This window comes from Campylobacter sp. RM10537, from assembly GCF_022369435.1.
GTDB classification, from domain to species: Bacteria; Campylobacterota; Campylobacteria; order Campylobacterales; family Campylobacteraceae; genus Campylobacter_D; species Campylobacter_D molothri.
The window spans coordinates 245,860-261,195 of the sequence record NZ_CP059597.1 but is presented as its reverse complement, the minus strand read 5'-3'; the positions used below and the strand labels follow the sequence as shown (position 1 = coordinate 261,195).

At 31.3% G+C, this 15,336-nt stretch carries 8 protein-coding genes, 3 tRNA genes and 1 pseudogene; 3 read left to right on the top strand and 9 right to left on the bottom strand.

The genetic code is table 11. The features are described from left to right. Positions 1-62: 62 nt before the first annotated feature. Together CMOL_RS01360 and CMOL_RS01355 are read left to right on the top strand one after the other, a co-directional pair. Positions 63-137, top strand: a tRNA-Gln gene (locus CMOL_RS01360). A 12-nt stretch (positions 138-149) separates the two neighbouring features. Beyond that, positions 150-225: transfer RNA gene (locus CMOL_RS01355), tRNA-Met, on the top strand. A 70-nt stretch (positions 226-295) separates the two neighbouring features. Here CMOL_RS01355 and CMOL_RS01350 read toward each other — a convergent pair. The 7 genes and pseudogenes from CMOL_RS01350 to CMOL_RS01320 all read right to left on the bottom strand — a co-directional run bounded on the left by CMOL_RS01350 (position 296) and on the right by CMOL_RS01320 (position 5,594). Beyond that, a tRNA-Arg gene (locus tag CMOL_RS01350) sits at positions 296-372 on the bottom strand. A 31-nt stretch (positions 373-403) separates the two neighbouring features. Beyond that, the gene (gene fusA / locus CMOL_RS01345; RefSeq protein ID WP_239820439.1) at positions 404-2,479 is read right to left on the bottom strand and encodes an elongation factor G; all 2,076 of its coding nucleotides are present in this window, start codon (positions 2,477-2,479) and stop codon (positions 404-406) included. Between the two features lie 15 nt (positions 2,480-2,494). After that, positions 2,495-2,965 (bottom strand): 30S ribosomal protein S7, encoded by a 471-nt coding sequence (gene rpsG / locus CMOL_RS01340; RefSeq protein WP_137623925.1) that lies wholly within the window; start codon positions 2,963-2,965, stop codon positions 2,495-2,497. Positions 2,966-3,034: 69 nt separating this feature from the next. Continuing rightward, a complete protein-coding gene (rpsL, locus tag CMOL_RS01335) occupies positions 3,035-3,421 on the bottom strand; it encodes a 30S ribosomal protein S12 (RefSeq protein WP_002782934.1) in 387 nt (128 codons plus the stop codon). A 207-nt stretch (positions 3,422-3,628) separates the two neighbouring features. Beyond that, positions 3,629-4,261: pseudogene (locus CMOL_RS01330) on the bottom strand (aldehyde dehydrogenase family protein); the annotation flags it as partial. A 61-nt stretch (positions 4,262-4,322) separates the two neighbouring features. After that, positions 4,323-4,511 (bottom strand): hypothetical protein, encoded by a 189-nt coding sequence (locus CMOL_RS01325; protein ID WP_239820438.1) that lies wholly within the window; start codon positions 4,509-4,511, stop codon positions 4,323-4,325. 174 nt (positions 4,512-4,685) lie between these two features. Further along, the gene (locus tag CMOL_RS01320; protein WP_239820437.1) at positions 4,686-5,594 is read right to left on the bottom strand and encodes a dihydrodipicolinate synthase family protein; all 909 of its coding nucleotides are present in this window, start codon (positions 5,592-5,594) and stop codon (positions 4,686-4,688) included. Between the two features lie 226 nt (positions 5,595-5,820). Here CMOL_RS01320 and CMOL_RS01315 point away from each other — a divergent pair, with 226 nt between their 5' ends. Beyond that, positions 5,821-6,588, top strand: a complete 768-nt coding sequence (locus tag CMOL_RS01315; protein ID WP_239820436.1) for an IclR family transcriptional regulator — start codon at positions 5,821-5,823, stop codon at positions 6,586-6,588. A 20-nt stretch (positions 6,589-6,608) separates the two neighbouring features. Here CMOL_RS01315 and rpoC read toward each other — a convergent pair whose 3' ends face one another. Both rpoC and rpoB read right to left on the bottom strand, forming a co-directional pair. Continuing rightward, the gene (gene rpoC / locus CMOL_RS01310) at positions 6,609-11,162 is read right to left on the bottom strand and encodes a DNA-directed RNA polymerase subunit beta' (protein ID WP_239820435.1); all 4,554 of its coding nucleotides are present in this window, start codon (positions 11,160-11,162) and stop codon (positions 6,609-6,611) included. Beyond that, positions 11,155-15,282 (bottom strand): DNA-directed RNA polymerase subunit beta, encoded by a 4,128-nt coding sequence (gene rpoB / locus CMOL_RS01305; protein ID WP_239820434.1) that lies wholly within the window; start codon positions 15,280-15,282, stop codon positions 11,155-11,157. The genes rpoC and rpoB overlap by 8 nt, the downstream gene beginning before the upstream one ends. Positions 15,283-15,336 lie beyond the last annotated feature (54 nt).

The following is a 15,336-nucleotide window of genomic DNA, read 5'->3' as shown; positions in this document are numbered from 1 at the left end:
ATAAATTAAATTTTAATATAATTTCCTCTCTTAAAAAATATAAAAAACAAACTTATTTAAATTGGGGTATCGCCAAGCGGTAAGGCAACAGGTTTTGGTCCTGTCATTCAGGGGTTCGAATCCCTTTACCCCATCCAAAAATAACTTATCGCGAAGTAGAGCAGTGGTTAGCTCGTCGGGCTCATAACCCGAAGGTCGGGAGTTCAAATCTCCCCTTCGCAACCAATTATATCCATCAGAATTTATACTAATACTTTGATTCAATTAAAGAAAGAAAAAAATATATTTATATAAATGGTGTCCACGGCGAGATTCGAACTCACGACCTCAAAATTAGGAATTTTGCGCTCTATCCAGCTGAGCTACGAGGACAAAAAGCGGAATAAAATTCCGCTTTTAATTTTTAACCATTTCTCTTTTTAATAATTTCTTCAGAAACATTTTTTGGAACTTCATCGTAATGATCAAATTCCATAGAATAAGTCGCACGGCCTTGAGTTTGACTTCTAAGATCTGTTGAATAGCCAAACATTTCAGCTAAAGGACAAAATGCTGTAATAATTTTATTTCCACCTCTTTCATCCATAGAATTCACTTGACCACGACGTTTATTTAAATCGCCTATTACATCTCCCATATATTCTTCTGGAGTTTCAACTTCAACCTTCATCATAGGTTCTAAAATTACAGCTCCTGCTTTTCTAGCTCCTTCTTTAAAACCCATAGAAGCAGCTAATTTAAATGCCATTTCAGATGAATCTACTTCGTGATAGCTTCCATCATAAACAGTTACTTTTACATCCTCTACAGGATATCCTGCTAAAACACCATTTTGCAAAGCTTCTTGGATGCCCTTATCTACAGCTGGAATATATTCTTTAGGAATTACCCCACCTTTAATATCATTAACAAACTCATATCCACTTCCTGGCTCAAGTGGTTCAAGACGTAAAAACACGTGTCCATATTGACCGCGCCCACCTGATTGTTTAGCATATTTATATTCTTGTTCTACTGTTTTTCTAATTGTTTCTCGATAGGCAACTTGAGGTTGACCTACTTCAGCTTCAACCTTAAATTCACGAAGCATACGATCAACAATAATTTCTAAGTGAAGTTCACCCATACCTGAAATAATAGTTTGACCACTTTCTTCATCAGTAGAAACTCTAAAACTTGGATCTTCTTGTGCAAGTTTATTTAAAGCTATAGACATTTTTTCTTGATCTGCTTTAGTTTTTGGTTCAACTGCAACAGAAATAACTGGATCTGGAAAATCCATTCTTTCTAAAATAACTTTATCTTTTTCACTAGCTAAAGTATCACCCGTTAAGGTATCTTTAAGCCCCACAACAGCACCAATTTCTCCTGCATAAAGAACTTTAATTTCTTCTCTTTTATTTGAATGCATCTTTAATAAACGACCAATTCTTTCTTTCTTATCTTTTGTAGAGTTATAAGCATAAGAACCGCTTTCTAAGCTACCACGATAAACACGAACGAAAGTAAGTTGTCCAACAAATGGATCGGTCATAATTTTAAAGGCAAGTCCAGCAAATTCACCATCATCAGTTGATTTTACAGAAACTTCTGTACCATCTTCATATTCACCTCTAATATTTGCTACCTCATCAGGAGCTGGTAAATAAGCTACAACAGCATCCAATAAAGGTTGAACACCTTTATTTTTAAAAGCTGTTCCACAAAGCATAGGAACAATGGCAAGACTTAGGCATCCAGCTTTAATTCCTGTTTTGATTTCCTCAAGAGTTAATTCTTCTCCGCTAAGGTATTTTTCCATCAATTCATCAGAAGTTTCAGAAACTGCTTCTATCATTTTAGTGCGATATTCTTCAGCTTTTTCTTTTAATTCTGCTGGAATTTCTTTTTCAACATAATCTGTTGGCTTTGTATCATCTTCCCAAACCAAAGCTTTCATTGTTACAAGGTCTATAACACCTTTAAAATTATCTTCAGCACCAATTGGAATTTGAAGTGGCACTGGATTTGCTTTTAAACGATTGCGAATTTGATCTTCTACATTATAGAAATTAGCACCAATTCTATCCATTTTATTAACAAAAACTATTCTTGGAACTCCATACTTATTTGCTTGTCTCCAAACAGTTTCTGATTGAGGTTGAACCCCACCAACTGAACAAAAAACAGCTACAGCACCATCTAAAACACGCATTGATCTTTCAACTTCAATTGTAAAATCCACGTGGCCTGGAGTGTCGATAAGATTGATTTGATGATCTTTCCAAAAACAAGTTGTTGCAGCAGAAGTAATTGTAATACCTCTTTCTTTTTCTTGCTCCATCCAGTCCATAGTTGCAGCACCATCATGCACTTCGCCGATTTTATGACTCATTCCAGTGAAGAAAAGAATTCTTTCACTTGTTGTTGTTTTTCCAGCATCAATATGCGCTGCAATTCCTATATTTCTAACTTTTTTTAAAGGAGTAGTTCTTGACATCTTATCATCCCTCTCTTACCAACGATAATGAGCAAATGCTTTATTTGCTTCAGCCATTTTATAAGTATCTTCTTTTTTCTTAAAGGAGGCACCTTTGCTATTAGCAGCATCTAAAAGTTCTCCTGCAAGTTTTTCTATCATTGTTCTTTCACTTCTTTTTCTTGCAAAAGAAATAATCCAGCGAATAGCCAAAGCTTGTTGTCTGGCAGGTCTTACTTCAACTGGAACCTGATAAGTAGCACCACCTACACGACGAGATTTTACTTCTAAAAGAGGTTTAATATTTTCAATAGCTTCATTGAAAATATCGATCCCTTTCTTTTCACCACCTTTTTTATCAATAGCTTCTAAAGCACCATACATAATAGTTGTTGCAACACTTTTTTTTCCATCATACATTAAAGAATTAATAAATTTTGTGATTACTTTATTACCATAAATCGGATCAGGTAAAACTTCTCTTACCGGAGCTTTTCTTCTTCTCATTATTATTCCTTCAAATTTTTAATTTTACTCAAACAAAATCAAATCAAACGGATTTGTCTGTCTTTAATTTTACTTAGCAGCACCTGCTTTAGGACGCTTAGCACCATATTTAGAACGAGAAACTGTTCTTTTTGCAACACCTGCGGTATCAAGCGCACCACGTACAATATGATATTTCACACCTGGTAAGTCTTTAACTCTACCACCACGTACTAAAACAATGCTATGTTCTTGAAGGTTATGACCTTCACCACCGATATAGCTAATCACTTCAAAACCACTAGTAAGTCTTACTTTGGCAACTTTTCTTAACGCTGAGTTTGGCTTTTTAGGAGTTGTTGTATAAACTCTAGTGCAAACTCCCCTTCTTTGTGGACAATTTTTAAGAGCTGGAGATTTAGATTTTTCTAAAACTTTTTTACGCTCTTTTCTAACCAATTGATTTATGGTTGGCACAATTAATTCCTTTCTTTAAATAATGTAATAAAACCTTGAATGTTATCTAAAATTTGCTTAGTTTTTATTAAAATATTTTTTTACTATTTTTATTTATTTTAAAAAATCCAAAATAAAAAATTTAAAATTACACTAAAATCAAAAATTTTTAAGTCTAAAAAAACCTTAATCTAAAAAATACATGAATTTTAGATTAAGGCAAATAAATTATTGTTTTTTTGAGTTATATTGTAAATAAACCACATGAGTAGCCAAATATTCTTCAAGCCCATGTTTCCCATCAGCTCCACCTATTCCACTTTTTCTAAATCCTGCATGAAAACCTTGCATTGCTTCAAAATTTTCACGATTAATATAAGTTTCTCCGAATTTAATTTCCCTACTTGCTCTCATTGCTATATCCAAATTTTGAGTATAAATAGAACTTGTAAGTCCATATTCACAATCATTAGCCATATCAATAGCTTCATCTAGTGAATTAAATTTTGCAATAGGCAAAATAGGGGCAAAAATTTCTTTTTGCATAATCTCATCTTCATGTTTAACATTTGTAAGCACAGTAGCTGGAAAATAATATCCACTAGTATCAACTATTTCTCCTCCACATTCTACAGTAGCACCTTTGGCTTTTGCACGCTCAAGCATTCCTAATGCATGATCAACTCCGGCCTGATTAACAAGTGGCCCCATATCAAAATTCCCCTTTAATGTATTTCCTACACTTACTTTACTCATAGCCTTTACAAATTTATCTACAAATTCATCATATATATCTTTATAAACATAAGCTCTTTCAGCACAATTGCAAACTTGACCATTGTTGCAAATTCTACTTGCTTTATAATAAAACTTTTCATAAATTTATCTCCTTATATGTGTTTTAGATCATTTTATTTGCTTTTTAAATTGCATCATTAATATAAGAATAATTATTATGCGACAATTTTATTTCTCTTAAAAAAATATATCTGATAAGTTCAGAAAAAAATTCTGTAAAAATAACAATAAAAAAAGCTAAAATAATTCTAAACTCATAAATAGAATGAAAATTGATAGCATTTCTCGAAGAAAAATTAGAAAAAATAGTCATAAACTCATTCATGTTACTTAAATAACTCTGTATTTATTACAGTTGCCACAATAACCAAAATACTAAAACTCACAAACAAGTATTCTTTTTTATATCTTGTCAAGTTAATATCAGTAAGCATTATTTCATCTAATATGCCTTCAAAAAAACTTTTTATATTCATTCTATCTCTTTTTATAATTTTACATTTACTTCGTGCTCTATGGTTTTAATTAATTCTTTTGCCTTATCAAAGCATTTATCTAATTTCTCTTTAGTAAGAGACGATAAGGGATGTATAGTTGTATTCGAAAATTCAAAACCTCTAGCTTTTAATAATAAGGCAAAACCCATAGGAAAAGAGATACTCATTCCAAATCTTATAGCCTTTAAAAGACTTTTTTGTATTAATAACGCTCTTTCATATTTTTTTTCATTCATTGCATGATAAATTTCACTCATAAGTTCTGGAAAAATACCTCCTATACTTGTCATAGAACCCTTAGCTCCTAAAAATAAAGCTTCTGTATAAATTTCTTCTCTTCCTACAAAAACATCAAAATTTCGAGGTGCTATATCTAAAATATGATTTAAAAGCAAGGCATCTCCGCTACTGTCTTTAATACCTGCTATATTCTTGAATTTTGAAATTTTTTCTATAAAATTTAAATTTAAAGCAGGAGCAAAAAGCGGTATATTATAAATATACAAAGGAAGTTTAACTTTTAAAGCTAAATTTTTCACATATTCTAAAAGTGTTTCTTCATCAAATTTATAATAATAAGGCATAGCAACTAAAAGCGTATCAAGACCTATTTTATAAGCCTCATCTGCTAAAATCATTGTATCTTGATAAATATTTGAAGTAATGCCTGTGATAATAGGCACCCTACCCTTAGACGCATCCTTACTAAGTTTCATTAGTCTAATCTGATCTTTAATATTTAAAGCTTGAGAATCTCCTGCGCTACCATTACAAAATAATCCATCTAAACCTTTATCAATTCCAAATTCGCAATAACGAATAAATTCTCTTTCATTAATCATTCCGTCGTTGGAATAAGGTGTAAGTAAAGCTGGCAATGTTCCCTTTAAAATTCCCATTTTATCTCCTTATATTTTTTGTATATACAAAAATTTATTTATATACAAAAAATATAACAAATTATCTTTAAAAAATCAAGAATTAAAAAATATAATTTTTTATGCCAACTTTTTCAAATAAGCTTTTTTCATAAAATTCGAGTATAAAAAAATGTTTCGTGTTACCAAAAGTAAAAAATATGATAAAATTTTATAAATAAAATGCAATCATTAAAAGGATAATTTTATGCATCAACCTACCCTTAGAGTTATAAAAACTTTAGAATTAATTGCCAACTCAAAAGAACAACTCACATTAAGTCTAATAGCTAAAAAAATAAATATTCCAGTAGGAACACTCTCGCCTATTTTGCAAACTTTGCAAAAACAAAAATATATAAAATGCAATCCTATTAATAAAAGTTATTCTCTAGATTTTAAAATTTTAGAGTTAAGCTATAATATGAAATATAAAAATAGCATCTTTGAACTCATTAAAAAACATATGAAAAATATTAGAGATTTAACAAATTTAACTTGTCAAATGGGTATTTTAAAAGAAAATAATGTCCTTTATTTAGAAAAATTAGATGCTAATGACCATATACAACTAAAATCTTTTATAGGTACTTCATATCCAGCCTATGCAACTTCTTTAGGCAAAGCTTTATTATCAAATAAAACAAAAAATGAATTAATAATGCTTTATCCTAAAAACTTTGAAAAAATAACTCAAAATACCTTAAAAAATATAGATGAATTATACGAACAAATAAAAGAAATTAAAAAAGAAAAAATAGCTTTAGAAAGCGGAGAAATGAATTCTCAAATTGAATGTATGGCTATAAATATAGAACATAATCAGAAAATAATTGCTGCAATAAGTATATCTTATCCTATTTTTTATTCAAATAAAGAATTTAGAGAAAAAAATAAAAAAATATTAATCGAAGAAAAAGGTAAAATAGAAAAAGCAATTAATTTATTTTTTGCAGATTTAGAAAATATCTATTAAAATAGCCAAAAAAGGCTATTTTAATTATTTTCTTTTAACTTAAATTTTTCCTCGCTGTAAAGACCAGTTCCTACAGGAATCATTCTACCTAAAATAACATTTTCTTTTAAATCTTCTAAATAATCAAATTTACCTGCTATACTAGCCTCAGTTAAGACTTTAGTTGTTTCTTGGAAAGATGCTGCAGAAATCACACTATCACTTCCAATTGCAGCTCTTGTAACACCTAAAAGAACAGGTTCAGCAATAGCTGGCTCTCCACCCATTCTCATAATTCTTTCATTTTCTTCTCTAAATTTACGTCTAGATATCAAATCACCTTCTATAAATTTAGTATGTCCACTATCAACAACCTTTACTTGTCTTAACATTTGAGAAACAATAACTTCAATATGTTTATCTGAAATCACAACCCCTTGTCCTCTATAAACTTGCTGAATTTCAGAAATTAAATAATAATGTAAAGCCTTTTCACCTAAAATTTTAAGTATATCATGACTTGAAACCACGCCATCGGTTAATTTTTCTCCAGCATGTATAAATTCACCATCTCTCACTTGTATATGTTTTGATTTGTCAATTAAATATTCAACACTTGTGCCATCTTCTGCTTGAATTACTATTCTTTCTTTTGATCGCAATGGCTTATCAAAACGAACTACACCATCAATTTCAGCAATAACGGCAGCATTTTTTGGCTTTCTTGCTTCAAATAACTCAGAAACTCTTGGAAGACCGCCAGTAATATCTTTAGATTTTGCGGCAGCCTTTGGAATTTTAGCTAAAATATCAGCTTGAGAAACTTTATCACCATCATGCACAAAAATAACTGTTTTTGGTTCTAATTGATAGCGCACTGCCTTATTACCTTTTCCAGCAATCACTAAAGTTGGTCTGACACCACTTGGTAGATATTCATTAATCACTAAAGAACGTTTGCCGGTCGCCTCATCAATTTGTTCATCAGCACTATAACCTGCTTCAATATCTTCAAAACTTATAGTTCCATCAATTTCAGCAATAACAGTATTATTATAAGCATCCCATTCTGCAACAACAAGACTTTCTTTTTTTGGAGCACTTGCTATAATAATGTTAGAGTCTTCAATAAGGGCACCATCATTGAATTCAATTTTTGATTCTCTTGGGATATAGTGTCTTTTTGCCTCTCTTCCATTTTCATCAGCAATTACAACAAAGAAGCCTTTTTCTTTGACTATATCGCCTTTTTTAACATTTTTAACCCTATCAAGACCATCACCCTTAAGAATATAAAATTTTAAAGTGCCTTTCTCGCCTGCTTTTATATTTTGTACAACTGGATCACCATCTTTGACTAAAATTTCACTTGCAAACGGAATACGATTAGGAATATTCCATCCTTCTTTAATAACCTCAACAATGCTTTCATTTTCATCGACTTCAGCACCATTTTGATAAGGAAGGTATAATTTACCATCTATATTTCCACTAACTCCTGCTAATTCATTTGCTTTTGCAAGATCATATTTTCTAAGCGTATACTTAATTTCTTGCTTTTTATCTTTAATAGAAACAATTACATCTTCATGGATGTTTTCTATACTGATTACACCTTTAAATGGAGCTTTTATTCTTGGCTCTACTAGTAAAATAGCTGCATTTCTACGATTTGCAACTATCATTTTTCCTTCTTTATTTTTATAAGTTTTTAAATTATAAAATCTTATAAAACCTTCTTTTTGAGCACTTACTTGTCTATCTTGTAAATCTGTACTTGCAGTTCCACCACTATGGAAAGTTCTTAACGTAAGCTGAGTCCCAGGCTCTCCAATAGATTGAGCCGAGATAATACCAACAGCTTCACCTGGTTTAACAAGCTTTCCTTCACCAAGATTTACACCGTAACATTTAGCACAAATTCCTTTTTTAGCCTTACAAGTAATTGGAGTTCGAATATTTACACTTTTAATACCATTTTCACTAAATATTTTTGCTTTTTCTTCATCGATTAAAGTGCCTTCTGTAAAAAGTACAGAATTTGTAATAGGATCAATTACATCTTCTGCTAAAACTCTTCCTAAAACTCTTTCTTCCAATGTTTCTATTATAGAACTATCTGCAGTAATTTCATTGATTTCAACTCCTTCGTGCGTACCACAATCCTCCATGGTAATTTTCACATTTTGTGCTACATCAATTAGTTTTCTTGTTAAATAACCAGCATTTGCTGTTTTAAGGGCTGTATCTGCAAGACCTTTTCTAGCACCATGGGTAGATATAAAATACTCAAGTACGTTTAAACCTTCGCGGAAATTTGAAATAATAGGAGTTTCAATAATAGAGCCATCTGGCTTAGTCATAAGTCCTCTCATTGCAGCAAGTTGAGAAATTTGTGCTGCACTACCTCTAGCACCAGAATCAGCCATCATATAAATAGAATTGAAACCATCCTTATCTTTTTCAACTAACTTCATCATTTCTTTTGAAAGGAGATTATTTGTACTTTTCCAAATATCAATAATTTTATTATACCTTTCTCCAGAAGTTATTAAACCAAGATTGTAAGAATTTTGAATTTCTCTAACTTGCTTTTTAGCTAAATCAATAGCTTTTTGTTTATCATCAGGAACAATAATATCTGCTATAGAAATAGAAACACCGGCTTTTGTGGCATATTCAAAACCTAAATTTTTAAGTCTATCTAAAAAGTTAGCCGTGATTTCCAATCCTCCTTGTTTATATACATAATCAACAAGTGCAGCTATATCTTTTTTCTTTAAAACTTTATTCCAATTAGCTTCAGGGACAAAATCAGGCAAAATAGATTTTATAATAAGTCTTCCAGCCGTTGTTGTAATTTTTCTACCATCAACAACAGTTTGTATGCTTGCATGAATATCCAAACATTTGCTTTCAAGCGCCATCATCACTTCATCGATACCTGTACAAATTTTATGAGAACCTTTTGCCTCTGCTTTTTCTAAAGAAAGATAGTATATTCCCAAAACCATATCCTGCGAAGGAACAGTTACTGATTTACCACTTGCTGGCAAAAGAATATTCATTGAAGAAAGCATAAGTACTTTACATTCTGCAATTGCTTCTTGAGAAAGTGGAACATGAACTGCCATTTGATCCCCATCAAAGTCTGCATTAAAAGCAGCGCACACTAAAGGATGCAATTGTATTGCTTTACCTTCAACCAAAACAGGGTGAAAAGCTTGAATAGAAAGTTTATGTAAAGTAGGTGCACGGTTTAACATAACAGGATGACCTTTTACAACTTCTTCTAAACATTCCCAAACTTCATTGGTTTTGTTTTCTATCATTTTTTTTGCTTGTTTAACCGTTGTTGCATAACCTTTTTCTTCAAGTTTAGCCAACAAATGTGGTTTAAAAAGTTCTAAAGCCATTTTCTTAGGTAAACCACATTGATCCATTCTTAATTTTGGACCAACAACAATAACACTACGCCCTGAAAAATCAACTCTTTTTCCAAGTAAATTTTGTCTAAAACGCCCTTGTTTACCTTTAATAATTTCACTTAAAGATTTCAAAGGACGCTTATTAGCTCCTTTCACTGCATTAGCACGACGACCGTTATCAAATAAGGCATCCACAGCTTCTTGAAGCATTCTTTTTTCATTTCTTATGATTATTTCTGGCGCATCAAGTTCCATAAGCTTTTTAAGGCGAGTATTTCTATTGATAACACGACGATATAAATCATTTACATCAGAAACTGCAAATTTTCCCCCATCTAAAGCAACCAAAGGACGTAAATCCGGTGGTAATACTGGTAAATTAGTTATCATCATCCATTCTGGACGATTTGGAACTGCATTTTCGCTATCAACATCGGTATTAGAATTCGAATTTAGAAAATTTTCAACCACTTTTAAACGTTTAATAATAGTTTTTTTCTTTGCTTCTGAATTGGTTGCAGCCATCTCTTCTTTTAATTGATTTAAAAGAGCTACAAGATCTAAATTAGCCAATAGGTCTCGAACAACTTCTCCGCCCATTCTCGCTTTAAAACCACTACTTTCATAACGTTGCATTAAATTTTGATATTGCTCTTCATTTAAAACATCACAATATTCAACTTTTTTAGTATTTTCATTATCATAATATGCATCACCAGCATTTTCAACAATGTAAGCTTCATAATAAAGCACACGCTCAAGATCTTTCATTTTTACACCTAAAAGTGTACCTATACGACTTGGTAAAGAATTTACATACCAAATATGCGCTACTGGAGTTACAAGTTCAATATGTCCCATTCTTGAACGACGAACTTTGGAATTAGCTACCTCAACTCCACATTTTTCGCATTTTACACCTTTAAAGCGCATTTTTTTATATTTGCCACAAAGACACTCATAGTCACGGATAGGACCAAAAATTTTAGCGCAAAAAAGACCATCTCTTTCAGGTTTTAAAGTTCTATAATTAATCGTTTCTGGCTTTTTTACTTCTCCATAAGACCAAGATTTTATTTTTTCAGGACTAGCAAGCCTTAGTTGAAAAGCTTCAAAATCTTTAGGTCTAGTATCTTCTTTTACTTCTATGACTTTAAATTTACTCATTGTCCTCATCCTTATCAAAAATCTCAACATCTAATGCAAGTGATTTAAGTTCATTAGTTAAAACAAAAAATGTTTCAGGTATTCCTGTTGCTGGAACATTTTCTCCTTTAGTTATTGCTTTATAAGCATTAAATCTACCTTCTACATCATCTGACTTAATAGTTAGCATTTCTCTTAAAGTATGTGCTGCTCCATAAGCTTCAAGTGCCCAAACTTCCATTTCTCCAAATCTTTGACCCCCAAAAAGCGCTTTACCACCAACTGGCTGCTGGGTTACAAGACTATAAGGACCTGTGCTTCTTGCATGAACTTTTTCATCAACTAAATGGTGAAGTTTTAGCATATACATACATCCTACATGGACACGCTCTGCAATCTTTTCACCAGTTCTTCCATCATAAAGCTCTGTCTTTCCATCCATATCAATTTTTGCTAATTCAAATAATTTTTTAAATTCCTCTATGCTAACACCTTCAAAAACTGGGGTTGCAAATTTAATCCCTTTACTCCAATCTCTAGCGTAATTTAAAAGCTCTTCATCGCTTAATTTTTTAATAAATTCTTTTTCATTTGCGAGTCTTGGAATAGAACAAATTTCAAGCATTTTTGCTCTTAACTCTTTAATAAAATCTTTTTGTTTTCTATCAAAAATTTCTTGAATTTGCTCTCCAAGTCTTAAGCCAACAAGTCCCAAATGGCTTTCTAAAATTTGACCTATATTCATACGACTTGGAACCCCTAAAGGATTGAGCGCAATATCTACACTTTTTCCATTTGCAAGATAAGGCATATCAACCTCTGGAATTATAGTAGAAACAATACCCTTATTTCCGTGGCGTCCTGCCATTTTATCACCTACTTTTAACTTTCGTTTTGTAGCAATATAAACTTTTACGAGCTTAACCACCCCGCTTGGTAAAATATCATCTTTTTCTAAAATTTCAAGCTTTTCATCATGTTCAGCTTTTAGTTTTTTCTTTTCATTTTGGAAATGATTTTTCAAATCTTCATATTGTTTTTGAACTTCCTTCGAATAAGCTTTAATAATAGTAGTAAGAGTAAAACGATTAATTTTTTCTAAATCACTTAGGTCAGCTTTTTCGCCTTTTTTATAATTTTTATCACCAATTTTTTGACTGCTAGTCAAAGTTGATTTAGATAACAAAGCGCAAACTCTAAGCATTTCTTCTCTGTCCATCATCAAAAGTCTATCATGATGTTCTTTTTCCAAAGACATTTTTTCTTTATCATATGCTTTCAGAGCTCTTTCATCTTTTTCATAGCCTTTTTTTGTAAATATTTTCACATCTACAACCACACCTTCTAAAGAAGCGGTAGCATATAAAGATTTATTGACAACATGACCTGCTTTTTCACCAAAAATAGCTCTTAAAAGTCTCTCTTCTGGAGTTGGTTTAACTTCACCTTTTGGAGAAACTTTTCCAACTAAAATCATACCAGGTTTAATATGGGTTCCTATTTTTGCAATTCCACTTTCATCCAAATGTGCAACATCTTCTTCTTTAACATTTGGTATATCTTTGGTAATTTCTTCTATACCATCTTTTAACTCTCTAGCCTCGATTTCTTTTTCATAGATATGGACACTTGTAAATGTATCTTCACGAATGATTCTTTCACTAACTACAATAGCATCTTCATAGTTGTAACCATTCCAAGGCATAAAAGCAATTAGTGCATTTTTTCCAATAGCTAATTCTCCTTGATCCATTGAAGGGCCATCGGCAATAATTTGTCCTGCTTTAACCGCTTCTCCTTTTTTAACAATAGGATGCTGAATATAATTTGTATTTTGGTTGGTACGTAAATTTTTCTCCATAATATAGTGATCAATAAAAGGACCTTTTTCATCTTCGCCCAAGATAAAAATACTTTTATTATCTACCTTTTCTACTATACCCCCTCGTTTAGCTTTAACAGCTTCCCAAGCATCACGCGCAATCGTACTCTCCATTCCCGTACCTACAATAGGAGCATTTGAAGTTAAGAGAGGAACTGCTTGACGTTGCATATTAGAACCCATTAAGGCTCTATTGGCATCATCATGCTCTAAGAAAGGAATTAAAGAAGCTGCAACACCAACAACCATACCTGAGCAAAGATCGATAAGTTGAACTTCTTCTCTTTTGGCAAGTATAGTTTCTCCATCTTGTCTCGCCTCAACAAATTCCTCGATAATATTACCCTTAGCATCCACTTTAGTTGATGCAGGTGCAATAAACAAACCTTCTTCTTGTGTAGCAGTTAAATAAACAATTTCATCTGTAACTTTTCCATTAACAACTTTTTTATAAGGAGCTTCAACAAAACCAAGCTCATTCACTTTAGCATAAGTTGAAAGAGTATTGATCAGACCAATATTTTGTCCTTCCGGAGTTTCTACGGGACAAATTCTACCATAATGAGTTGCATGGACATCGCGAACTTCAAAACCCGCTCTTTCTTTTACAAGTCCTCCTTCTCCAAGTGCAGATAAACGACGTTTATGAGTGATTTCGCTCAGTGGATTTGTTTGATCCATAAATTGAGAAAGTTGTCCACCTGTAAAAAACTCGATAATCGTTGTAGTAATCATCTTAGGATTAATTAAATCATAAGGCATAACTTTATCTATATCAGAATTTAAAGAAGTAAATTTATCTCGGATAGCTTTTTGCATTTTTGCCAATCCTAAATGAAGTTCATTAGCTAAAAGCTCACCTATAGATCTAATACGGCGATTTCCTAAATGATCTCTATCATCAATATGACCTTTGCCATTTTTAACTTTAATCAAATATTTTGCAGTTTTAATAATATCTTCATTAGTTAAAACAGTCACATACTCAGGAACATCAAGACCTAATTTATGATTCATTTTCATACGACCAACTTTAGTTAAATCATATCTTTCTGGATTAAAAAATAAATCATTGACAAAAGTTTTTGCTGCATCTTTAACTACTGGTTCACCTGGTCTCATAACCTTATAAATTCTTATTGCAGCTAGATCATTTTCATCTTCAATATTTTCAGTTTGTTTTAATAATTTTAAAGTTTCATTATCTTGTATAAATGAATTAATAATAGCAGTATCTACTCCATTTGCTAAATCATTTGCGATTTCAAAAATTTTTTGTTCTTTTATTTTTGTAAGCTTACTTTCATCAATAAGCGTTAAAGAATCAAAAAGCATTTCGCCACTATTTTTGTCAAAAATAGGATTCGCTAAATAACGATTTAATAAAACTTCTATTGGATATTCTATCCATTTTAATCCATCTTTAATCAATTGTTCAGCTTTCTTCTTTGTTAATCTTTTTCCTGCTTGATGAACAATTTTACCTTTTTCATCCTTGATATCATATTCTATTCTATCCATAAAATCATTAGGATTAAATTCTGTCAAAAATCTATCTTTTTTAACATGAATTGTTTGAATAGGATAAAATAGTTTTATAATATCTTGTTTTTTATATCCTAGGGCTCTAAAAAGCATAGTTATAGGTACTTTTCTTCTTTTATTAATTCTTACGTAAAGTACATCTTTAGCATCATATTCAAAATATAACCAAGAACCACGATCTGGAATAATTTGCGCTGTATAAACAAGTTTATTAGCTACTGTTGAACTTTCTTCCTCTTTAAAAATAACACCAGGACTTCTATGAAGTTGATTAACAACGACTCTTTCCACCCCATTAATGATAAAAGATACACGATCTGTCATTAATGGAATTTCTCTGATATAAATTTCTTGCTCTTTAATGTCTTTTATACCGACTTTCTCACCTGTTTTTTCATCTCTCTCATGTAAAGTAAGACGGATTTTCATTTTTAAATTTACAGAGTAAGTTAAACCTCTTTCCATACATTCACGAATAGTATATTTTGGTTTACCTATTTCGCTATTTACATATTCTAAACTTAATCTATTTTGCGGATCATGTATTGGAAAAATTGATTTAAAAACTTTTTCTATACCACTTTCACCGTTATTAAAATTTAAAAAATAATCAAAACTTGCTTTTTGCAATTGTAAAAGATTTGGAATTTCTATTTGTTTTAAAATATTGGAGAAATCTACTCTTAAACGATTTCTTAATTTATTATCTAACATTTGCATATACCTCATGGTAAATTTTGTAAATTTAAAAAAGAAGACCTAAAACTA